The organism is Kaistella faecalis (assembly GCF_019195395.1).
GTDB classification, from domain to species: domain Bacteria; phylum Bacteroidota; class Bacteroidia; order Flavobacteriales; family Weeksellaceae; genus Kaistella; species Kaistella faecalis.
This window is the reverse complement of sequence record NZ_CP078067.1, coordinates 1,189,713-1,211,911: the sequence shown is the minus strand read 5'-3', so window position 1 is coordinate 1,211,911 and position 22,199 is coordinate 1,189,713. Positions and strand designations below refer to the sequence as shown.

At 38.4% G+C, this 22,199-nt stretch carries 20 protein-coding genes; 4 read left to right on the top strand and 16 right to left on the bottom strand.

From position 1 onward, the window contains the following. Positions 1–2: 2 nt before the first annotated feature. The 3 genes from KTV93_RS05790 to KTV93_RS05780 all read right to left on the bottom strand — a co-directional run bounded on the left by KTV93_RS05790 (position 3) and on the right by KTV93_RS05780 (position 2,895). On the bottom strand, positions 3–1,163 hold the full coding sequence (locus KTV93_RS05790; protein ID WP_218250353.1) for a glycosyltransferase: 1,161 nt from the start codon (positions 1,161–1,163) through the stop codon (positions 3–5). Then, the gene (locus tag KTV93_RS05785; RefSeq protein WP_218250352.1) at positions 1,164–1,994 is read right to left on the bottom strand and encodes a glycosyltransferase family 2 protein; all 831 of its coding nucleotides are present in this window, start codon (positions 1,992–1,994) and stop codon (positions 1,164–1,166) included. A 70-nt stretch (positions 1,995–2,064) separates the two neighbouring features. Beyond that, complete coding sequence (locus KTV93_RS05780; RefSeq protein WP_218250351.1) at positions 2,065–2,895, bottom strand: glycosyltransferase family 2 protein; 831 nt, start codon at positions 2,893–2,895, stop codon at positions 2,065–2,067. 109 nt (positions 2,896–3,004) lie between these two features. Between KTV93_RS05780 and KTV93_RS05775 the strand changes: the two genes are divergently transcribed. Further along, complete coding sequence (locus tag KTV93_RS05775) at positions 3,005–3,778, top strand: class I SAM-dependent methyltransferase (RefSeq protein WP_218250350.1); 774 nt, start codon at positions 3,005–3,007, stop codon at positions 3,776–3,778. Here the strand turns inward: KTV93_RS05775 and KTV93_RS05770 are convergent. The 13 genes from KTV93_RS05770 to KTV93_RS05710 are packed head-to-tail and all read right to left on the bottom strand — an operon-like array spanning position 3,775 to position 17,098. Beyond that, complete coding sequence (locus KTV93_RS05770) at positions 3,775–4,719, bottom strand: glycosyltransferase family 2 protein (RefSeq protein ID WP_218250349.1); 945 nt, start codon at positions 4,717–4,719, stop codon at positions 3,775–3,777. The genes KTV93_RS05775 and KTV93_RS05770 overlap by 4 nt on opposite strands. Before the next feature lie 6 nt (positions 4,720–4,725). Further along, positions 4,726–5,661: a glycosyltransferase family 2 protein gene (locus KTV93_RS05765; protein WP_218250348.1), complete on the bottom strand. Its 936-nt coding sequence runs from the start codon at positions 5,659–5,661 to the stop codon at positions 4,726–4,728. Between the two features lie 9 nt (positions 5,662–5,670). Continuing rightward, positions 5,671–7,467, bottom strand: a complete 1,797-nt coding sequence (gene asnB, locus KTV93_RS05760; protein ID WP_218250347.1) for an asparagine synthase (glutamine-hydrolyzing) — start codon at positions 7,465–7,467, stop codon at positions 5,671–5,673. Positions 7,468–7,471: 4 nt separating this feature from the next. Then, positions 7,472–8,371 carry a glycosyltransferase family 2 protein gene (locus tag KTV93_RS05755; RefSeq protein ID WP_218250346.1) on the bottom strand — a complete coding sequence of 300 codons (900 nt, stop codon included), beginning with the start codon at positions 8,369–8,371 and terminating at the stop codon, positions 7,472–7,474. Positions 8,372–8,394: 23 nt separating this feature from the next. Continuing rightward, positions 8,395–9,150 (bottom strand): class I SAM-dependent methyltransferase, encoded by a 756-nt coding sequence (locus KTV93_RS05750; protein WP_218250345.1) that lies wholly within the window; start codon positions 9,148–9,150, stop codon positions 8,395–8,397. Then, positions 9,147–10,097 carry a glycosyltransferase family 2 protein gene (locus tag KTV93_RS05745; RefSeq protein WP_218250344.1) on the bottom strand — a complete coding sequence of 317 codons (951 nt, stop codon included), beginning with the start codon at positions 10,095–10,097 and terminating at the stop codon, positions 9,147–9,149. Before KTV93_RS05745 ends, KTV93_RS05750 begins: the two co-directional genes overlap by 4 nt. Then, the gene (locus tag KTV93_RS05740) at positions 10,094–10,909 is read right to left on the bottom strand and encodes a glycosyltransferase (RefSeq protein WP_218250343.1); all 816 of its coding nucleotides are present in this window, start codon (positions 10,907–10,909) and stop codon (positions 10,094–10,096) included. Before KTV93_RS05740 ends, KTV93_RS05745 begins: the two co-directional genes overlap by 4 nt. A gap of 45 nt (positions 10,910–10,954) precedes the next feature. Next, positions 10,955–11,857, bottom strand: a complete 903-nt coding sequence (locus KTV93_RS05735; protein WP_218250342.1) for a glycosyltransferase family 2 protein — start codon at positions 11,855–11,857, stop codon at positions 10,955–10,957. A 3-nt stretch (positions 11,858–11,860) separates the two neighbouring features. Beyond that, complete coding sequence (locus KTV93_RS05730; protein WP_218250500.1) at positions 11,861–12,631, bottom strand: class I SAM-dependent methyltransferase; 771 nt, start codon at positions 12,629–12,631, stop codon at positions 11,861–11,863. After that, a complete protein-coding gene (locus KTV93_RS05725; RefSeq protein WP_218250341.1) occupies positions 12,624–13,865 on the bottom strand; it encodes an ABC transporter ATP-binding protein in 1,242 nt (413 codons plus the stop codon). Before KTV93_RS05725 ends, KTV93_RS05730 begins: the two co-directional genes overlap by 8 nt. 35 nt (positions 13,866–13,900) lie before the next feature. Continuing rightward, entirely contained in the window at positions 13,901–14,749 is an 849-nt protein-coding gene (locus KTV93_RS05720; RefSeq protein ID WP_218250340.1) for an ABC transporter permease, read from the bottom strand. 37 nt (positions 14,750–14,786) lie between these two features. Next, positions 14,787–15,764: a hypothetical protein gene (locus tag KTV93_RS05715; protein WP_218250339.1), complete on the bottom strand. Its 978-nt coding sequence runs from the start codon at positions 15,762–15,764 to the stop codon at positions 14,787–14,789. 23 nt (positions 15,765–15,787) lie between these two features. After that, positions 15,788–17,098, bottom strand: coding sequence for a UDP-glucose dehydrogenase family protein (locus KTV93_RS05710; RefSeq protein ID WP_218250338.1), 1,311 nt, complete (start codon positions 17,096–17,098; stop codon positions 15,788–15,790). 182 nt (positions 17,099–17,280) lie between these two features. Here KTV93_RS05710 and rimP point away from each other — a divergent pair, with 182 nt between their 5' ends. The 3 genes from rimP (at position 17,281) to infB (ending at position 21,990) form a co-directional block, all read left to right on the top strand. Further along, on the top strand, positions 17,281–17,748 hold the full coding sequence (rimP, locus tag KTV93_RS05705) for a ribosome assembly cofactor RimP (RefSeq protein WP_218250337.1): 468 nt from the start codon (positions 17,281–17,283) through the stop codon (positions 17,746–17,748). Positions 17,749–17,807: 59 nt separating this feature from the next. Next, a complete protein-coding gene (gene nusA, locus KTV93_RS05700) occupies positions 17,808–19,055 on the top strand; it encodes a transcription termination factor NusA (protein WP_218250336.1) in 1,248 nt (415 codons plus the stop codon). 73 nt (positions 19,056–19,128) lie between these two features. Then, complete coding sequence (infB, locus tag KTV93_RS05695) at positions 19,129–21,990, top strand: translation initiation factor IF-2 (protein ID WP_218250335.1); 2,862 nt, start codon at positions 19,129–19,131, stop codon at positions 21,988–21,990. The last annotated feature ends 209 nt before the right edge of the window (positions 21,991–22,199 follow it).

Below are 22,199 nucleotides of genomic sequence, written 5' to 3'. Positions count from 1 at the left end.
GTTTATTTTTTTACTAAATTAAGGATGATTTCTTCAATTGCCATAAAAATTTTGTTGTTATCGAACTTAGCGCTGATGTTTTTCAGATTATCATTAATGCTTTTGATAAGCTCAGCGTTGGTTAAAAACACTTTCATTGCCTCAAAAATTTCTTCAGTTCTGTAATTGATCAGATAACCTGTTTCGAAGTGTTCCAGCATTGTAGCCACATCGCCGGTGTCTGTTGCGATGGTGGGTTTCTGTAGAATTAAAGCTTCCGCCAAAACCAGCGGCCAGGCTTCGGATTCGGAAGGCATGATAAAGAAATCTGCATTTTTGATGTAGGGATACGGATTCATTTTGTTGCCTGCGAGAACAAAAGTTTTTTCAACCCCAAGTTTTTTCTGTTGTGCTAAAAGATTTGTGAGTTCCTCGCCGTCACCAATTACCATTACAGAATGCTGAAAACCCTCTTTCAGAAGCTGATGATGCGCATCCATAAGTTTATGGTAGCCTTTCCTGGTATGAAGCCTGCCGACCGAAACAAAAACAGGTTTAGATGGCAAGTCGGCAATATTTTCTTGACTCTTTTCCCGGATTTCCTCTATCGGAATAGCATTGATAATTACACTTTCCGGTGGGTATGCGAGTTTTGGATAAATGTCGTGCATGATCGTCCGGATTTTCTCTGAACAGTAAATCATGTGATCGAACTGAGGAAACTGCTCCAGAATTTTAGGGACCAAAGGCTGCAGTTTCGGCAGATTGATCTCTGAATGAAACCAGCCTATTTTTTTTGATTTTTTATTGGTAGAATTTAAAACTGCCGAGAAATCATTGTAGGTCATCGCTATTTCAACATCAAATTCATCCTTCAGGATTTCTTTATCGATAACTTCCGGATGTTTATTGAATTTCTTAAGTTTTATTTTCCTTTTAAAAAGCTGAATTTTTGCCAGCAGCGTGTTTGTAGAAAAGTCCTCTTTTCCTTTTGTCAGAAATACTTTGCGTACATTTGCGGGGAATTCGTTCCGAAGTTCACCCTGGTTGAGATTAAGGAGAACGGTCATCTCAAATTTTTCCGGATCCAGATTGTTTAGAACACTCAGCATCACTTTCTCAACACCGCCCATTTCCATGGACCTGTGGCGGAAGAGGATTTTAATTTTTTGCTCAGGTATCATTTATACAAAATTTTGAAGAATGATTTTGAGTTTTTTAATCAGCCGGAACGGAATATTATTCTGGTAATTCAGCAGATCGAAGATTTCCTGAGATTGTGCGTAATTTTCAGGGACGTTTTTCCCGTTGATTTCGGTGATTCCTCTTCTTTTAAAAGCTTCAAAAATAACTTTTGCGAAATTCTTTTTAGCTTTTACTTTTGAAGTGTGCTGCGAAATTCCTTTTGCGTGCCGCCGGTAAAAATACAGGTTTTGAGGAATAAAAGTGACGTCACCTCTTTCCAGAACTTTCAAGTATAAATCCTGGTCAACCGCAGATTTTAAGGTGGGATCTATCCCCACAGTTTCATCGTAAGCCGCTTTTTTAAACGTGAAAAAATGATGAATCTGTATCGGTAGATTAAAGAAAAAACGGTCGTTAAGAATTTTATTTATCTTCTTGAAATCACTTACGGGGTTAAGTTTGGGGTCGCAGAATGTTATTTTCGAATAAGTTGCTACAATATTTTTTTCGTGGTATTCCTTCACTGAAAACTCTAATGCCTGTTCTTGAAGCGCATCGTCAGGATCCAGAAAGCCACAGATTTTACCAGTTGCTAATTCCAGGGCTCTCCGCTTGGTGTAACCACATCCCTGATTGCTTTCGTTAGTAAAAATTTTAAATCTTGAGTCTCCCTGAATTAGATTTCCGATGAGTTCTAACGAATTATCCGTAGAGCAGTCATCCACAATAATGGCTTCCCAATCAGAATAGGTTTGCGAAATGACAGAATAATAACAGTCTGAAAAAAATCTGCCGTTGTTGTAGTTGGCAATAAGGATCGAAAATTTCATGAAGAAGTACTAAATAAATTTAAGGTAGAAAAACCAATTGATTCCCAAAGATAGGAGTTTTATCTGCAGGCTAATTATAAAAAGCAGCCAAAATTCTCTTCCTGATTCTGTAAAAATAGGAGTTCTGATATTTGAGCAAATCAAAAATCTCCTGAGCATTGGTATAGATCTCGGGAATTTTTTTGCCATGTATTTTTTTCAGACCGCGCCGCTGCATCGCATTCCAAATCACTAATCCCCACAACTCGTAAGATTTTTTTTTGTTGTCGTTTTGGGAGATTCCGCCGGCATGCGTGCGGTAAAGATAATTCGTATCGCTGATGAACTTTACATTACCTTTTTCGTACATCTTAAGATAGAGATCCTGATCTTCGGAAATTCGTAATTCCGGATTTATTTTCTCGGTCTGAAAATAAACATCTCTCCGGAAACATACAAAATGATTGATAACGATAGGACAGTTAAAAAAATAAGGATTATTATTTACAACCTGTTTTGCGGATTGAAAGGGTGCTAAAGGATGAAGATCTTTATCGCACTTCATAAAACGCGAATAAGTAAGAACAGTTTTTTTGTGTTTACTGAAAATCCCTACTGATTTTTCGATGGCGGTGGGGAGAATCGTGTCATCTGGATCTACAAAACCACAAATATCACCGGTAGCCAGTTTAATGAGTTTTGATTTGATGACACCTACGCCCGCATTTTCAGCATTTTCGTAAATCCGGAAACGGGAATCATCTCCAATCAATTCCCGGATGACCTGCAGGGAATTGTCTGTGGATTTATCATCAAGAATAATCACTTCCCAATTATCGTAAGATTGTGAAACGATAGACTGGTAGCAGTCACGGAAAAATTCCCCGTTGTTATAGTTGGCGACAAGGACAGAAAATTTCATGATCTCGTAGGTATTAAATTAGCATCCTCAATAATCCTTTCATCTACAAATATAACCGTTTTCTGCATGTTTGGGATTTTTACTTATTTTTGTTGAATAATAAACATAAGTGAGCGAATTAAAACGAGTTGCCAAAACCCTTGTAGGCTATATAAAACGCCCGGATCTGTATCCTGAACTGGGCCGGAAAATCATAAAAAATATATTCAACAGAAAAAGTGCTTTTCGCGGAAAAGCGCGTACCACAGAATGGGCACAGTCACTTGCGGTAAATCAGGAAACTGCAATAGGGCAGCTTTTCGGTATTAAATTCGAAAACTTTCAAAACCTATTCTCAGAAGAGTTGCATGATGCTTCGAAGAGGGAAAAAGAGTGCCCAATCAAAATGGGAGGAGCCGGCGCTCTGGAGCTTATTTATTATGCCTGCGAATTTACCAATGCTGAAAGTGTTGTAGAAACGGGCGTAGCTTACGGTTGGTCTTCATTAGCAGCATTGCTTTCTTTACAGAAAAGAAACGGCACACTTTATAGCTCGGATATGCCATATCTGAGTCAGGATGGGGACCGTTATGTAGGTGCTGTCGTTCCGGACCGATTAAAGAAATACTGGAAGCTTTTCCGTCATGCTGACAAAGAATCTATACCTAAGATTTTCGGTGAAATGAACCGGGCAGATGTTATTCACTATGATTCCGACAAAAGTTATGAGGGGAGAACCTGGGCTTACAGGGAAATGTATCAACATCTGAGAAAGGGCGGTGTATTTATCAGCGATGATATCGGCGATAACGCTGCGTTTCAGGATTTCTGTACACGCAATACGATTTCACCCACTGTTGTAGAATTTGAAGGGAAATATGTAGGTGTTTTTGTAAAAAATTAAATTGAGAAAAGGTTATTCCTGAAATTAATATTATAGAGTCCTGAGCGGATACTTCTGTAATCCGTGATCAGATACCTCAAAATCATCATCCATTTTTTTAACGGTGAAGCGTTTGCAATTTCCCAACTTCTGTGCATCCGCTTTATATGTAGCTTGATGTCCGTAGGCATTGTGGGTTCATTTTGAGCCCAACTGTTCACTTCGCGCCAGAGTAAAACTCGTGTTGAAGCCGGATTTATTTTCTTTGAATCAACCTGTGTAATTCTGTTGTTTTCGTGAACACCGCGCACCGCCACTGCCTGATCCAGAATACCTGAATACAAGTCTAAATAATAGGAAATCCTGAACAGAAATTCTGTGTCCTGATGCAACCTCAGGTGAGTTTTCATCATGGGGCTGACCTTATCGAGCGAAGATGTTCTTAGAGTTAACGTGTCAATACTGAAAAGTCCGAAACTGCCGTTCATTCCCAATTGTCCGCGGAATACATCTTTTGGCGGATGTTTTTTGTAAACCGTAGTAAGCCGGTCACCATAGATCTTATGATGCTGTTCTTTGGCTTTTTTAGTGTAATAATGCACGCCCAAAGCCCCGTAAACACCATCAACATCTTGGTTTATAAAAAGTTCTTTTTCTGCATCAAAACGGTTCGGGAGATAATAATCGTCAGCATCCAGAAACGCAATAAAATCTCCTGTCGCTTTTGCCAATCCTAAATTTCGGCTGGCTCCGGCGCCATGATTTCCCTTGTCAGGATGCTGGAAAAGTTTAACGCGTTCATGTTTTTCCGCTAATTTTTCACATACCTCCAAAGCATTGTCCGGCGATTGGTCTTCCACCAGAATTATTTCGAAAACTTCGTCAAGCTGCAAAGCAGATTCCACGGCTTGGGAAACGTACTTTTCAGCATTGTATACAGGAATAATGACGGAAATTTTCATAATACTTTATCTGTTCAGGTAGGTAAAACGGTATCTGGTTTTCAGAATTTTTGGGTCTTTAAGTGTTGCTGCGAAAATATTAAAATATTTCGTCACGCCTTTATTTAAAGACAGTTCAAATGATTTTTTTGTCAAAAAGAGATGGTCTTTATATTCCTTTTTAATGTTTTTGTCCTCAGCCCATTCGTATACAGAATTCCACAACAGCATCTGTCTCTGATTGTATTTGTCTGAATATCTTTTTATTTTGGTTATCCGGTTGTCATCATGAACGCCCCGAACTGCTATTGCTTCGGTGATATTTCCTGATTTCAAGTAACAATGCCAGGCAAGTTTAATGATGAAATCGGTGTCCTGATGAACACGGAGAGTTTCATTGAACTTGAGATTATTTTTTCTGATGCTTTCGCTTCTCACAGTCAAACCGTTGAGGTGAAAAAAACTGCCGAAAGTTTTGTCGAGACCGAGTAAACCGTAGAAAACATCCTTTCCTTCCGCCGGATAATTTACTGTAGTAAGGTCAGTATTTTTAAATTTTTCCTGAAATTCAGTCCTGCCTTTTTCAGTGAGAAAAGCCGTTCCAATCGCACCGAAAACACCTTCGATGTTAGCAGTGCTAAAAAGTTTTTTTTCAGCATCAAACCTGTTTGGAAGATAATAATCGTCTGCATCTAAAAACGCGACAAAGTCTCCTGATGCTCTTTGCAGTCCGAGATTCCGCGATGCGCCCGCACCGTGGTTCCCCTTGTCAGGATGCTGAAAAAGTTTCACCTTATCAAATAACGACGACAGTTCCATGCAAACTTCTAAGGAATGATCTGTGGAGCCGTCTTCAATCAGAATGATCTCTTTTACACCGTTCAATTCCACTGCAGATTCCACCGCTTTTCTTAGAAAAGATGCAGCATTGTAAACCGGCATGATGACAGAAATATTCAGCATATAGAATGACTAGAGGTATGTTTTGTAATTATCTGCCCAAAGTGCCAGCTGAAGCAGATTCCAGTGTTTTTTGTCTTTATTCAGGAATTTCTGAGCGGCGTTAAAATCAATAAAATCAAATATTTTCTGCGTGTTATCTTTCAGCAATACATCTGACAGTTCAATTAGTCCCTGTTCTTCAAACCAACGCTCAACGGAAGATCCGAAGCCCTGTTTATTTCTGTTTCTGATGTTTTCGGTCCAGTAATTCTGCATCGATTCCCGCAGGATTATTTTATCGTTTTTCCCGTCGAGTTTTAAATTTTCAGGCAATTGAATACAGAATTCAGCAAAATCTTTATCAAGAAACGGCGTCCGAACTTCCAGCGAGTTGGCCATCGCCATTCTGTCGGATTTTACGAGCATATTTCCGGGCACATATTTTTCCAGATCTACACGCATTATATCGTTGAGAGAATCAGGGTTAGCTTTGAAACTGTACTGCTGCCGGTAGTTTGAACTGATTCCCAGCGACGCCATTTCTTTCGGTGTAAAAAAGTTTCGGACTTTATTCTGATGGAAATCCAGAATATTTTTATTCCTGATATTTTCCTTGGTAATGTATGATGTTTCGCGGAATCTCCCGAACTGTTTGAGGCCAAATTTCGCGAGAATGTTATTGTAACTGAAATGATTTTTGAGTTGGTGTTCCACCCCATAAAAACTGTAACCACCGAAAAGTTCGTCGCCCACGTCGCCCGCTAAGACTACCTTTAAATGCCGGGCGGCCGCTTCGCAAATTTTGTATTGTGGACTGTAGCTCATATCGGCAAAAGGTTCATCGAAAAAAGGTGAAATTTTGGTGATTTCTGCGGCGATATTACCCCTGTTTTCATAAATTTCGATGTGATTCGTCCTGTATTTTTTTGCAATTTCATCTGCAAATTTCAGTTCACTGCTTTCTCCGGAGTAACCGAAACTTATTGTAGTCTGTGTAGATTTAAATTCATTCACCATTGCTACAATTGTAGAAGAATCCAAACCTCCGCTCAGGAAACTTCCGACTTCTACATCAGCAATCAACTGTTTTTGTACGGCATTTTTAAGTAACAAAGTAAATTCTTCTTTAGCTTCCGACAGAGAAATGGAAATGTCATTCTTAGGAATACTGTAATACCTTTCAACGGTAATTTTTCCCGCGCGTAAAAGCAGAGAGTGTGCCGGCGGAAGTGTCTGAATATTTCTATAAATACTTTGATGAGCGTTAACGTAACCGTACTGAAGATAATGATAAAGCGCCTCCTGGCTAAGTTCCGGTTTTACTAATCCGGAAGCGAGAATGGCTTTAATTTCTGATGCAAATATAAACTCGCCGTTTTTTCCGAGGGTGTAATAAAACGGTTTTTCCCCGAAACGGTCTCGTGCGCAGAAGAGTTCCTGTTTTTCTTCATTCCAAATTGCCAAAGCGAACATTCCGGGAAGTTCAGCAAGCAGTTCTTTTCCTTGTTGCTGATACATTGCCAGAATCACCTCGGTGTCGGAGGTCCCGCGATAAGCATAATCTATATATTTTTTCTTCAGTTCCTGATAGCCGTAAATTTCACCATTAAGAACGATGCATTCATTCTTAGAGTCAGAAAACATGGGCTGTTTTCCGTTTTCAGAAAGATCGATAATTGAAAGTCTACGGTGTCCCAATGCGGCATTTCCGTAAAATTCATGATGTGCAGCATCCGGACCGCGGTGCGCTATGGCATCAGTCATCTGCTGAATTTCTTCAGTATAGTTTCTGGCGTTTGGGGCGATGATTCCAGCGATTCCGCACATAGGCTTATCTTTTTACAGCGTATTTAAAGATTTTTAGAGTTTGTAAAAATAAGTTATAATAATCCTTATTAATCAAAAATCTCTCAAGCATTGCTTTATAGAGCTTTTTATTGAATAAAGGATTAGGAAATTCTTTAAGATAAAAATATTTAGTAATCAGTTCATCCAAATCTTTGCTAACCTGAACATTGGCTCTTGAGTCATTGTTAACCGTTTTAATGTTCTTAAAAATGTCTATTGAAGTTTTCAGTTTTTTCTCGATTTCAAGCGAACTGTAAACCCCTCCTTCATGAAGCCGATATAATCCCACTACCTTATTAAATGCCCTACCATTGCCAAATTGGAGCAAATGGTAAAAGTAATAAAGATCGCGATAATTGGAATAAACATCAATCCATTTTAGGTCAAGAAACTCACGACGAATGAGATAGGTAAACGTTTGTGTAGGTCTTGCACTGAAAAAACTCTCTTGTGTGTAATCTACAAAATCTTTATTTCCGAAAATATAGTCTTTGCCATCCTTTGTAATTTCGCCAGTATCTTGATGCAAGAGCAGGTTACGTGCTGTAGTCATTACAAAATCAGGGTTATTTTCCAAAAAACAAACCTGAAACTGCAGTTTGTTTTCATCAGTCCAGTAATCATCACCTTCGCAATAGGCCAAGTATTTTCCGGATGCTTTTTGAAATGCAAATCTTTGATTTTCAACAAATCCTATATTTAGGTTATGGCGGTAATACTTTATTTGGTAAGGATATCTTTCAGCATAAGGTCTGATAACATCCTCAGAATGATCCGTTGAAGCATCATCGCAAATAATGAGCTCTAAATCAAAATCTGTTTTCTGCATCAGCACACCTTCAATTGCTTCTTTCAGAAAAGGAGCATGATTGTAGGTGAGCATAATTACTGAAATCTTGGGATTTGTCAATTGTTAAAATATCTAAGTTTAATGTATAATTTATGCAGTTTATCCAATAGACTTACTTTCTCCTTTAAAAATAACGGTTTATAATCGTCTTCAGGATTAAAATATCTTTTCCCTATCTGTAATGATTCAGGTTTTTTTCTTCTCTTCTTCTTATGAAAGGCTATAATTCCGTCGTAAAATGTTATAGAGTAATTGCTATATGTAAAATCATCTGGTTTTAATAAAAAAGTCTTTGAATAGAAAGCATTTTGTTTATCGATATGGTGCTTAGCGAATTCAATAAATGTAGACTTTTTTTTGTATCCACCGCCATATTCTGACCAGTAAGAAGTACAGACATCCTCACACAAATATATTCCATCCTCTTTTATTTTCTTATAAAGGTGCTTAAATGTAAGAATCTGCTGCTCCATCATATGACCGCCGTCATCAATTATGATATCTATTTCTGGAAGTGTTTCAACCAAAGTTTTCAGAAAGTCTTCATCAGTTTGAGACCCGATAAAAACTGTTACGTTTTTATCTTCAAATTGCCTGCAGTTCGCGTTTATGTCAACACCGAAATATTTCATATCGTTGCCAAAATAATTTTGCCACATCTGAATGCTTCCACCCTGAAATAAACCAATTTCTAAAATATTAATTTTTTTTCCTTTGAAACGTGAAAAAAGATCTTCGTAGATTTCAAAGTAATGGGTCCATTTGTGTATCAGCCGATCTTGATTGTTGTAAAAATAATGCTCTAAATTCATTCTTTCGGGTTGTTTTTTAATGCAAAATAGCGGTATCTGGTTTTTAATAATTTTGGATTAAACGGAAGTAATTGTAGGAAAAGAAGGTATTTTTTTAATCCTGAATTTGCGGCTAATTTAAAGGAAAGATACTTATACCTAAATACTTCAACTATGTCCGGAGGCATTTCCTTTTTAGTTTTACTCCAATGGTAAAGTGCTTGGTAAAGTACCGTATTATGTTGAAAAAATACTGAAGTGTGGTTTTTTATTTTTGTAATACTATTGTTTTCATGAGCAGTTCGTACAGCTATAGGTTGATCTATTATTCCGGTTTTAAGATTTTTTTCATAAGCAAGTTTAATAGTAAAATCTTTGTCTTCACCGATAGCCATGTTTTCGCTTAGACGTCTTTTAGGATTTTCAAGTGCTGTTTTTCTCACTGTTAGTCCAATCATCGAAAAAAAAGTTCCGAAGTTCTTGTTTTTTTCGACCAAGCCATAGTAAACCTTTCTACCTTCAGCATGATAATTGACAGTGGTAAGACCTTGATTTCCGAATTTACTAAGGTATTCCGCTTTACCTCGTTCGCTGACAAATTCAGTGGAAATCGCGCCAAAAACTCCATCAATTTTTTGGTCTTTGAAAATTTCACGCTCAGCATCAAATCTGTTGGGAAGCCAATAATCATCAGCATCCAAAAAAGTGATGAACTCTTTGGTGGCGTTATCGATCCCTAAATTACGGGAGGCAGAAACTCCGCGGTTTTGGTTGTCAGGATGGGTAAACACTTTTATCTGCGGATGTTTTTGTGCTAAAGAAGTGCATATTTCCAGTGACCGGTCTTTTGATCCATCATCAATCAACAGTACTTCCTGAACTTCCTGGAATTGAAGGACCGATGCTACCGCTTTTTCGATATATTTTTCGGCATTATACACGGGAATTATTACACTGATATTCGTCATTTCCGCAAAATTAACCTTTTAAATATTTGAGGAAAGCGTTTAAGGTTGTGGAATAATGTTTTCCACTTCATTATTTTCGGAGTATGCTCCGCAGGAATACCGAATTCCTTGAAATTTATCTTTGAAAGTCCTTTTGTTTTCAGGGTGCTGTTCATCAGATTATGCGTATGAATCAACTGAATAAAAAGTGGTTTATTGTCGTAGCCAATGACATTGTCGTATTTGCGGAAATTGTTGTGCCGTTCGTTCATAATTGTTTTGAAACTGCTTATATTTTCAACAAGACTCACAAAAGGATTTGCAATTGCGTAATATTCATTTACCAAAACCTGGTTTTTGTTTATAATGCTCATCTGCAGGCCCCGCCTTAAATCAATAACCAAATTGTGAACCGGTTTAAAAAGTGACTGAATCTTATCCACAAATTCTTCATGCAATAAATCGTCATTATCGATATCTGTACTTATAACAAACTTTTGATCTTTCTGAAAATGTTTTTCAAAAACAGTAGTAATTCCCAAATTTATTTCGGCACCATCCTGTACAAAGACGGGTTTGAAATTCGGAAAATCGTTTTGAAGATGGTTTATTATCTGCCGGTATTTGGTTTTGGTATTTACATCAAAAAAAACCAGCCAGACAAAATTTTTGTTTTTTTGATTTTTAAATGAGGGGAACGTGTATTTCTGAAATAAATCAAACCTGTGTTCATGCCACTCATCTGTCAGTGGTGCATACCCTGATCTGGTCTGGGACCAGTTTTCGGTAGGCACGTTAAAGCGGGTGGTGATGATGTGTATAAACTGTAACATCTGATGGTTAAGAATTTTATAATCTTAGGGATTTTTTTGTATCTGTTAATGAAGTTTCAATATTATTCGTATGTATGTAAAAGGAAGTTTAAAAAGTTTACGAAATTTTTTTAGATGCCAATAATATTTAACTAAATTAAGTTTTAAATCTGAAAAGTGATGATGAAAGGCAAAACTTATCTGCTGATTAATTTTATCTAATATAAATTCTTTTGGCAGAAGATGATGATATTTATTGATAAAATAGGTGTCAAAAATAATGGCGTTCCGCTGTTTTTCAAGAAAGAGTTGACTGGAACCGGAAATGCTTTCTGAACTTATCCGTACTTCGACCTGGGCATCGGCAATAAAATATACCGGCGTATTGCCGGCGATCTCAAATACCGCTAGGTCATCTGTTCCCCATGCCAAAGGTAAATGTTTAAATTTCACCTTTTCGTAAGCGGATTTTCGGAATATGTGTTCGGAAAGGCTGGAGCGCTGTCCTTTAATGTATTTTTCTTTCCAGTTGTCCAGCGCCAGAAGAAGTTTTGGCTGAGCGGTATATTCCTTAAATGGTTTTCCGTACTCATCAATCCAACGTTGCGAGAATTTAATGACGTTGCTTTTGTTCTGTTCAACTTCATCCAGGTTTGTATAAAACTCCGCTACAAAATTCTCGCTAATGACATCGTCATCGCCTAAAATTTGAAACCATTCACTAATTTCGCTATCCTGAATGCATCTTTCCCATTGTTTTACGAGGTTTTGGGAGCCAAGATTTTCTGTATATTCTTTATAATTAAACGCTGTAGTTTTCAGTGTTTCCTTAATGAGATTTTCGGGATTTTCGGGACTAGCATCATTACCGATAAACAGTTTGAAATTTTTGCAGGTTTGCCGTTCTAAAGACCGCAAAGTTTCTTTAAAAAAAGAGATTTTATAATATGGAATTATTATGGTGAGCAAATCCTATTTTTTATTAAGTACGGCGATAATATAACCGGCATCCAATTCTTCCACTTTTAAGTCATGCGCTGCTTTTATGCCTTCAAAAAACTTGGGGTCAGATTTTGTGATTCTTTTTCCCAATCGGTTCTTTATTCTGTTTGTAAGCGTATATTCAGGGTAGTTTCCTTCAATTACTGCATTCTGAATGAATGTATCTTTCAGAATGAAATGTTCCTGGAGTAATTTTGTAAAGTCACTGTAGCTCCATTCAATTTCATGATATGGGTTATGATTTGGTTTTATTGTAGTTTTCTTTGAGATTGGTGTTGAAATTATAAATGTCCCGTCTTCCGCCAGGTTTTGGTTAATATTTTTCAGAAATAATATATAATCGTCAAGATGTTCAACCGTTTCATAACTGATGATGACATCGAAAGGAGTTGCACTGGAAAATTTGGTAGCGTCGTCTACAAAACGGTTCACCAGGTGATGGGCATACCGAAAATTTCCATAACGAACAGCATCTGCATCCAAATCTACTCCTGTAACCTTTAAAGCTTTTCCCTGATCTGCAATTAAAAAAGAGCCATATCCGCTTCCACATGCAATGTCTAAAACATTTTTGTTATTTACGAACTGCAATGCGAATCGGTACCGTTCAATGTGCTCCATTTCGTACTTAGGGTGCAGGAATCCCTTAACCCATCTTTCAGCTTCGCCTTTCAGTACTAAATCCGCAAGTGTCTTTAATTCATATTTTGTACAGAATAATTCTTCTTCAATTTCATTCATATTTTTTCCAATTTTGGTTGACGATAAAATACCCTTGCGAATAATCGGGCGATTCTTTTCTGTAAGAATCTATAACTCTCATTTTTAAGCCTTTATCGTAGTAATCAAATGTTTCCTGATTGTTTCCTAAAAAGATTTCTACGATGTAATCTCCTGCCTTCAAAGGAAAATTATTTATTGTACAGATAATTCTGTTTTCTCCGGGGTTTAACTGAAACGATCTGTCTTGATGTTGAGAAAAGGGTGTCATTAATCTGTTGTTGTAACTGTCATTAATACCGATTCCTATTTTTACATTATCCTGTTTGCTTTCTGCTTCAATAACGAATTCTAAGACGGCGTCTTCGCCAGATATAATATTGGAATTTGTATCTGATATCTGATAACTGAGAAAATCTTTTAAGAATATTTTTTTGTCATAATTAGGAGATACCTGCTCGGATGTTATTAAATCCTGGCTGTACAAATTAATAATATTACTTACAGGACCCTGTTCAATTAATTCGCCTTTTTTTAATAAAATACCAGTATTACATAATTTGCTAATGCTGCTCATATTATGACTCACAAACAGCACCGTTCTTCCTTCGCCTTTACTTACATCGCCCATTTTGCCAAGGCATTTTTTCTGGAATTCAGCATCACCTACTGCTAAAACTTCGTCTACAATAAGGATTTCGGATTCAAGATGAGCGGCAACTGCAAATGCAAGGCGAACATACATTCCGGAGGAATATCGTTTGACCGGCGTGTCAATATATCTTTCCACGCCTGAGAAATCGACGATTTCATCAAATTTACGGTTGATTTCTTTACGGGTCATTCCCAGAATAGCACCATTTAAGAAGATGTTTTCTCTCCCCGTCATTTCCGGATGAAAACCGGTACCAACTTCGAGTAATGAAGCGATACGGCCGTTGGTATAAATTTTTCCGGTGGTAGGTTTGGTGACTTTGCTTAAAAGTTTCAGCAGGGTCGATTTGCCGGCACCATTTCTGCCGATTATTCCTACAGCGTCGCCCTGTTCTATTTCAAAATTAATGTCGCGGAGCGACCAGACATATTCGGAGTTTCCTCTCGAGCTCCTGTCGTTCGCTTCGCCGATCTTCAGATAAGGATCTTCCTTGCCGCGGATCTGCGCCCAGAAACGGTTCAGGTCATGCGAGAGCGTGCCCGTTCCTACCTGTCCCAGGCGGTATTGTTTAGAAATATTTTCTGCTTTTAGTGCGAGCATGTTTTTAAGGTTGAAACTTACGTTGAGGTTTGAAATTATACAGTGTCCATAAAACTCTTTTCCACTTTGTTAAAGACTAAAGTGCCTATTGCGAGTAAAACGAAGATGATGGAAGAGCTTATTAATAAAAGCATCGGTGAGAAATCACCCGAGCCTAACCAGCCATATTTGAAGCATTCGAAAATTCCGGTAAGCGGATTATACATCGCGATTTTTTTCCATATTCCGGAAAGTGATGACAGGGGATAAATTACCGGTGTTGCGTACATAAAAAGACTTACCCCGAAGCCTAAAAGCATCTGTAAATCCCGGTATTTTGTGGTAAGCGACGATATCAGCATCCCGGCACCCATCGCGAAAGAGGCCATTAATAGGATGAGGAAGGGAGTAGCCAATAACCATAGATTAGGATTGATATCGCCCTGAATCATATAATAAACCCAAACCAAAAGAAAAAGGATAAACTGCACGCCAAAACGCATCAGATTAGAAATAACGATGGTGATCGGCATTACCAGCCGCGGAAAGTATACTTTTCCGAAAATCGAAGCATTTGTCGTAAAAACGGATGAAGCGCTTGTTAATGAGGTCGAAAAATAATTCCACAGCGTTACTCCGGAAAGATAAAACAGAATTTGTGGCAAACCATCTGTAGACAACCCTGCAATTTTACCGAAGACAACAACGAAAACAATCGTTGTTAAAACAGGGTTGATAAAAAACCAGACCGGACCCAAAATCGTCTGCTTGAACGAAGAAACGAAATCCCGCTTCACAAACATGTAAACCAAATCCTTGTACCGCCAGACTTCCGCCAGTTTCAGGTCGAAAAGTGAATGCTTAGCCTCAATGGTTTCGGTCCATTGCTGTTGGGGTTCGCTCATTTGTGAAAGAATAAATTTTTATCAAAAATAAGGTAAATTATTGAAATTTCCTGACATCAGTACGGCTCAGAAGAAGTGAAGTGAGAAATAATGGAATATACAGCCGTATTTCGTAAAGTATTCCGGAGTAAAAACACATTAAAATGTAAGGAATTGAAAGAAGATGGAAAAGAATAATGTTTTTGATGCATTTTCTGTCTTTCGCTACCAATAAAGTAAAAACAAAAAATACGAGCCAAAAAAGAAGACCTAAAATATTCTTTGGTTCAGATAAATTCTGTACCAGCAGATTACCGTCGTTAGTAGAAAAACTTTCGTTCATGAATCTCATTCCAAGATAAGCTGTAAGGAAGGCAAAGGCTAAAACAGCAACCGGAACGAGCGTTTCTTTTCTAAGGCCAAACTTTGAAAACAGTAAAGTTGAGGCCAGTGAAAGTGAAAGTGCCGAAGATTCTCTGTTTAAAGTCGAAACCAGCATAATGATTGCCAAAACAATTAATTTCTGAGGTGAATTCGTATTTAAATAGACAATGAAAACATAGTAAAACAGCAACAGAAAAAAATAGCTCGAAATGTCGTAGGGAACGATGACAAACTGCGATAAAGCAACCGTTAGAATCGCTACAGTAATTAGTAAAAGTTTTTCTGAGTAAGTTGCCACGAAGTTTTTAGTTTCAGTAATTAAAACCATCACTGCGACTGTTAAAACCAGGAAAAATGTATTCAGCAAAAAGAAGGAGAGATACATTTTAGGTTCTGCAGCTGCGTCGAAAAATTTCAGTTTTAAAATCGAATAATCTATGTTGAATGTCGACAGGAACTCGTAAATCCACACCAAGAAATAACCGCTTAAGATGCGGTATTGATAGATTCCCGAACTGAACTGTTGCTGGAAATCTGTGTAATTTAAAATCTTCGAAGAATAAATATTTCCAAAAGAAAAATAAACAAAGCTGTTGACCGTGAAAGCCAGCAGCGTCGTAAAAAAAAGTTTGGATAATAAATTTAGTTTCAAATTTAGTGTTTTGTCTTGATGATTTATTCTACTGTTTTCCTGCCGATGGATTTGTAGTAGAAACCTGAATCTTCAACCTGTTCCAGCGCAAACATATTCCGGCCGTCGAAAATGGCTTTATGATTCATTTTTTCAGCCATCAGACTGAAGTTCGGGTTCTTGAATTCACTCCATTCGGTTGCGATCAAAAGGCAATCCGCATTTTCCAGCGCCGAATACATGTCTTTTGCATAAGAGATTTTGTCGCCCAGTATTTTTCTCACATTTTCCTCAGCAATTACATCGTAAGCATTTATTGACGCACCTTTTTCGAGTAAAATTTTAATATTGTCCAAAGAAGAAGCTTCGCGGATATCATCAGTGTTTGCTTTAAAAGCCAATCCCCACAGCGCAATTTTCTTTCCCTGAAGGTTTCCTTCAAAATATTTTTCAATTTCCGAAACCAGAATTACTTTCTGTGCCTGGTTTACATTTTCTGTAGCTTCAAGAATTTGGAAATCAAAATTTTCTTTTTTTCCTGATTTAATTAATGCTTTCACATCTTTTGGAAAACAGCTTCCGCCGTAACCGATTCCCGGGAAAAGGAAACGATGACCGATTCTGTCATCAGAACCCATTCCGAGACGCACTTTGTCAACATCTGCGCCAACTTTTTCGCAATAATTTGCGATTTCATTCATGAAAGTGATTTTCACGGCGAGAAAAGAATTCGCTGCATATTTGGTGAGTTCCGAAGATTTCTCATCCATAAAAATAATGGGAATTCCAGTATTCGTAAAAGGCTGGTAGATTTTAGCCATAATTTCTCTGGCTCTCTCCGATTCGCTTCCAACAACCACTCTTGCGGGATTCATAGAATCTTCAACAGCAAAACCTTCACGCAAAAATTCCGGATTAGAAACAACGTCGAAAGGAATATCAGTTTTAGCAGCAATGGTTTCCCGAACGGTATCGGCAGTTCCTACCGGAACCGTCGATTTGTTTACGATTACTTTGTATTCCGTCATCATATCGCCGATATTATTGGCAACATTCAATACATAGGAAAGGTCAGCAGAGCCATCTTCGCCGGGTGGAGTTGGAAGCGCCAGATAAATTACTTCACTTTGATCCAAAGCTTCCTTTAAATCTGTGGTGAAGAATAACCGCTGTGCCTGAATGTTTCTCAGAAACATTTCTTCAAGCCCGGGTTCATAGATCGGGACGATGCCCTTTTTCATGGTTTCAACTTTTTCAGCATCAATATCCACACAGAAAACATTGTTTCCCAATTCCGCCAAAGTTGTTCCTGTAACCAGACCTACATAACCGGTCCCTACAATCGTTATATTCAAAATACTTGTTTTTAAACTACTGCAAATATAAATAATTTACTGCTTGTTGCCTGATTATGAATAAGTGATTCTTAAAGGAGTTTTGCAGTATTATCAAAAATGTGTATATTTGCATCGGATTTACGGATAAACATGAAAAGGCCTTCGCAAGAATGCCTTTTTTCGTAACTCAAATTAAGGATATGGAATTTAGAAAGAAGATAGAAGAACTGCTGAGCGGTTTTCTGGAAGAAAGAAAAGATTTGTTTCTGGTCGATTTGAAATTTTCGGCGGCAGATGATATTACTGTAATTCTTGATGGAGATCGGGGAGTTACACTACAGGATTGTCTTGATGCAAGCCGTGCAATTGAATTTAATGTAGACCGCGAAGAACATGATTTTTCTCTGCAGGTGATGAGCGCGGGATTAAGCGAGCCTTTAACCACACCACGACAGTACAGAAAAAATATTGGCCGAGAACTCGATCTTTTAATGACGGATTCCACCAAAATCGAAGGTGAACTTGCAAAAGTGGAAGAGGACAAAATCACACTTGTCTTAAGATACCGTAAACCGAAAGACATCGGGAAAGGAAAAGTAGATGTGGTTGAAGAGAAAGAAATTCCGTACACCGAGATTAAAAAAGCACTTGTAACAATAAAATTTTAATAACAAAAAGGTGAAGAATCGGCTCCGCGCCCTGCATTCATTATATATCACTTATACATATGGACGGTTTAGCATTAATTGAAGCATTTGGCGATTTCAAAGAAGAAAAAAGCATCAGCAAGATTGATCTGATGGCGATTATCGAAGACTCGCTTAAGACTTTATTAAGAAAGAGATTTGATTCCGATGATCATTTCGACGTTATCGTAAACCCTGACAAAGGGGATTTCCAGATATTTTTGAATAAAACCATCGTTGAGGATGATATGTCTGAAGATGATGATTTAGAAATCGAAATCTCAGAGGCAAAGAAAATTGACCCTACTTTTGAGGTGGGTGAAGATTTTACTGTTGAAATTCCGATTGAAAAATTGGGAAGAAGAAGTATCCTTACGCTGAAGCAGATTTTATCTACCAAACTCCAGGAGCATAACAATGCTGTTTTGTATGAGGAATTTAAGGATAAGATTGGCGAAATTGTTGTAGGTGAAGTTCACCACATCCGTCACAAGCACGTAATTCTGCTTGATGATGAAGATAACGAATTTATTTTGCCAAAAGAAAACCAGATTCCTTCCGATTTCTTTAAAAAAGGTGAAAGCATTCGGGCAATCGTAGAAAGCGTTGATTTCAAAGGATCAAAACCTCAGATCATTGTTTCCAGAACAGCTCCTAAATTTTTAGAGAAATTGCTTGAGCTTGAAATTCCTGAAATCCAGGACGGAACAATCATTCTTAAAAAAGTAGTGAGAATTCCGGGTGAAAAAGCGAAGATTGCAGTAGATGCCTATGATGACAGAATTGATCCGGTAGGAGCTTGTGTTGGGGTTAAAGGATCCAGAATTCATGGTGTAGTACGTGAACTGAAAAATGAAAATATTGATGTGATTCAGTGGTCTAAAAACCCTGAAATCATGGTAAAAAGAGCCTTAGGAAATATCACCATTAATAAAATTGATATTAATCCGGAAACCATGTATGCAATGGTTTACACACCTGTGGAAGAAATTTCAAGAGTAATCGGAAAACAGGGACAGAACATCAGGCTGGCATCTTGGTTAAGCGGCTACGAGATTGATGTGTACAGAGAATCCAGCGAAGATGACGATGTAGAACTGAAAGAATTCGCAGGTTCAGATGCCGGAGATATCGAGCAGTGGATCATTGACGAATTCCAGAAAGTTGGTCTTACCACCGCAAAAAGTATTTTAGATAAAGATACTGAAGCGCTTCTGAAAATGGTTGACCTGGAAGAAGAGACGATTGAAGAAGTAAAACAGATTTTGAAGGAGGAGTTTGAAGACTAATCCCTGAAAATACCCAGAGTAATGTTAAAATAAGTAACTTTACCGAAAATTAAAACAAAAGTATAAATTATACATGCCCAAAATTAGATTAAACAAAGCGGTTAAGGAATTTAATATTTCGATGACAAGACTGGTAGAATTTCTTCAGTCCAAAGGAATCGAAGTAGAAAGCAATCCGAACGCTCAATTGGAAGAATCGGCATATTCTGCATTAGAAGCTGAGTTCGCAAAAGACGGTGAACAGAGAAAAGCTTCTCATGAGGTAGTGATGATTAAAGTTCCGGAAGAAAAACTGGAAATTGAACCTTCAAAACCTGAGGTAATAAGAGCCAAAACAAGTCTGAGACCCGAAACAAAAGTTTTGGGTAAGATTGATTTGGAGCCTAAGAAGCCTGAAGTTCCGGCAGCAAAAGAACCGGAACCGGAAGTTAAGGAAGAGCCAGTTGTACTGCATACCCCTGCTGCCGAAAAACAGGAATTTAAGGTTTTAGATAAAATCGACCTTTCGCAGATTGAAGGCAATAAGCCTAAATCTTCTAAAAAAGATCAGCCTGCAAAAGAAGAGGAGAAGCCTGTGGCAAAAGCTGAAGAAACTCCTGCTCCAAAGGTTGAAACTCCCGCTCCTGCTGTAGAAAAATCTCCTGCACCTGCGGAAGAGGTTCCCGCTACAGAAGAAGCCCAGTCCGATAAAATTGAAACAGTTTATCAGAAGCTGGAAGGGGTGAAGATTTTAAAGCAAACCGTAGACCTTTCCCAGTTCAATAAACCAAAACCTCAGGGAGGAGCCAACAGTGCGGCTGCGAAGAAGAAAAGAAAACGTATTGAAAAACCTAATGCACCGGGCACAGGAACAACCGGACAGGGTGGAACCCAGCAGGGTAACCGTCCCCCAGGTCAGGGGGGCAACCGTCCGCCAGGACAGGGGAATAACCGTCCGGGTCAGGGTGGCAACAGACCGGGCTATCAAGGTGGCGGAAACGCCGGAAAAGGTGGCAGCCGAAGAGGTGCGCCTACGATGCCTGTTGAGTTAACAGATGAGCAGGTAAAAAATCAGATTAAAGAAACTTTAGAAAAACTGACCAGCAAAGGCGGTAAAAATAAAGGAGCTAAATACAGAAAAGAGAAAAGAGTTTACAGAAGAGAGCAGGACGAACTTCAGCAGGAAATGGATGCTGCCGACAGAACGCTGAAGGTTACGGAATTTATTACCGTAGGCGAATTGGCGAGCTTAATGAACGTAAGCCCTACAGAAGTAATTTCTGCATGTTTCTCTTTAGGCGTTATGGTAACAATGAATCAGCGTTTAGAAGCTGATACTTTATTACTCGTAGCGGACGAATTTGGATATAAAATTGAATTTTCTGATGCTGATCTTGAAGAATCAGCGATCGAGGAAGATACCGATACAGCAGAAGATTTATTACCGCGTGCACCAATCGTTACCGTAATGGGGCACGTTGACCACGGTAAAACTTCCTTACTCGATTATATCAGAAAAACCAACGTAATTGCCGGTGAATCCGGAGGTATTACCCAGCACATTGGTGCTTATAACGTGAAACTCGAAAACGGTCAGCGAATTACATTCCTTGATACACCGGGTCACGAAGCGTTTACCGCCATGAGAGCCAGGGGAGCACAGATTACCGATATCGCAATTATTGTAATTGCAGCGGATGATGATGTGATGCCTCAGACGAAAGAAGCGATTTCCCACGCACAGGCAGCGGGAGTTCCGATGATTATCGCATTAAACAAAGTGGACAAACCGAACTCGAATCCTGATAATATCCGCCAGCAGCTTTCTGCAATGAATGTTCTGGTAGAAGAGTGGGGAGGTAATGTTCAGTGTCAGGAAGTTTCTGCGAAATTCGGTAATAATATGGATGCTTTGCTGGAAAAAGTATTGCTTCAGGCAGAAATGTTGGAATTAAAAGCCAATCCTAACAAAAATGCTCAGGGTGTTGTGATCGAGGCTTCTTTGGATAAAGGAAGAGGATACATTTCTACAATCCTTGTTCAGAGCGGAACTCTTAAAGTAGGAGATTACATTCTTGCCGGAAAAAATCACGGTAAAGTGAAAGCAATGCTTGACGAAAGAGGGAAACCAATGGAGACTGCCGGTCCTTCAATTCCTGTTACCATTCTTGGTCTTGACGGCGCGCCTACTGCTGGAGACAAATTCAGAGTTTTTGAAGATGAAAGAGAGGCGAAAACAATCGCTACCAAACGTGAGCAGTTACAGAGAGAGCAATCGATCAGAACTAAAAAACACCTTACGCTGGATGAACTGGGCAGACGTATTGCTCTTGGAGATTTCAAAGAACTTAACATTATCCTTAAAGGTGACGTGGACGGTTCCGTGGAGGCGCTTTCAGATCAGTTACAAAGACTTTCAACCGAAGAGATCAGCATCAATATCATTCATAAAGGAGTTGGTCAGATTACCGAATCCGATGTGCTTCTGGCAGCCGCATCCGATGCGATTATGATTGGATTTAACGTAAGAGCTGGTGTCAATGCAAAAGATCTTGCAGACAAAGAAGAAATCGAGATCAGAACTTACTCAATTATCTATAAGGCAATCGATGAAGTGAAAGAAGCGATGGAAGGAATGCTTTCTCCGGAAATTCAGGAGCAGGTGATCGGTAACGTAGAAATACGTGAAACCTTTAAGATTACCAAAGTCGGTACTATTGCAGGCTGTATGGTTCTTACCGGAAAAGTGACCCGAAATTCAAAAATCCGATTACTGCGTGACGGTATCGTGAAGTTTGACGGAGAGCTTGAAAGTTTGAAGCGTTTCAAGGACGACGTAAAAGAAGTTACGAAAGGATATGAATGTGGACTGAACATTAAAGGATATAACGATATTGAAGTTGGTGATATTCTGGAAGTATATGAAGAAGTGGCGGTTAAGAAAAAATTGAAGTAACCATCAAGTTATATAATAAAGCCTGCTGAAAAGCAGGCTTTTTTTATGCTTGAAATGGTTTATTGTTAAATTTTAAAAAAAAATTGAATTATGCATTTTTTATGTTTTTATCGATATCGATGAAGTATGTAAAATTTTAGAACGTAATCATTAAAACCAGCTCATTGCATCTTTTAAAACCTTATGGATACAACATTTTTCTATTTTTT

Excerpts from the sequence above, each read along its gene's own strand:
- KTV93_RS05790 (WP_218250353.1), bottom strand. The coding sequence starts at position 1,163 with ATGATACCTGAGCAAAAAATTAAAATCCTCTTCCGCCACAGGTCCATG.
- KTV93_RS05785 (WP_218250352.1), bottom strand. The coding sequence starts at position 1,994 with ATGAAATTTTCGATCCTTATTGCCAACTACAACAACGGCAGATTTTTT.
- KTV93_RS05780 (WP_218250351.1), bottom strand. The coding sequence starts at position 2,895 with ATGAAATTTTCTGTCCTTGTCGCCAACTATAACAACGGGGAATTTTTC.
- KTV93_RS05770 (WP_218250349.1), bottom strand. The coding sequence starts at position 4,719 with ATGAAAATTTCCGTCATTATTCCTGTATACAATGCTGAAAAGTACGTT.
- KTV93_RS05765 (WP_218250348.1), bottom strand. The coding sequence starts at position 5,661 with ATGCTGAATATTTCTGTCATCATGCCGGTTTACAATGCTGCATCTTTT.
- asnB (WP_218250347.1), bottom strand. The coding sequence starts at position 7,467 with ATGTGCGGAATCGCTGGAATCATCGCCCCAAACGCCAGAAACTATACT.
- KTV93_RS05755 (WP_218250346.1), bottom strand. The coding sequence starts at position 8,371 with ATGCTCACCTACAATCATGCTCCTTTTCTGAAAGAAGCAATTGAAGGT.
- KTV93_RS05750 (WP_218250345.1), bottom strand. The coding sequence starts at position 9,150 with ATGAATTTAGAGCATTATTTTTACAACAATCAAGATCGGCTGATACAC.
- KTV93_RS05745 (WP_218250344.1), bottom strand. The coding sequence starts at position 10,097 with ATGACGAATATCAGTGTAATAATTCCCGTGTATAATGCCGAAAAATAT.
- KTV93_RS05740 (WP_218250343.1), bottom strand. The coding sequence starts at position 10,909 with ATGTTACAGTTTATACACATCATCACCACCCGCTTTAACGTGCCTACC.
- KTV93_RS05730 (WP_218250500.1), bottom strand. The coding sequence starts at position 12,631 with ATGAATGAAATTGAAGAAGAATTATTCTGTACAAAATATGAATTAAAG.
- KTV93_RS05725 (WP_218250341.1), bottom strand. The coding sequence starts at position 13,865 with ATGCTCGCACTAAAAGCAGAAAATATTTCTAAACAATACCGCCTGGGA.
- KTV93_RS05720 (WP_218250340.1), bottom strand. The coding sequence starts at position 14,749 with ATGAGCGAACCCCAACAGCAATGGACCGAAACCATTGAGGCTAAGCAT.
- rimP (WP_218250337.1), top strand. The coding sequence starts at position 17,281 with ATGGAATTTAGAAAGAAGATAGAAGAACTGCTGAGCGGTTTTCTGGAA.
- nusA (WP_218250336.1), top strand. The coding sequence starts at position 17,808 with ATGGACGGTTTAGCATTAATTGAAGCATTTGGCGATTTCAAAGAAGAA.
- infB (WP_218250335.1), top strand. The coding sequence starts at position 19,129 with ATGCCCAAAATTAGATTAAACAAAGCGGTTAAGGAATTTAATATTTCG.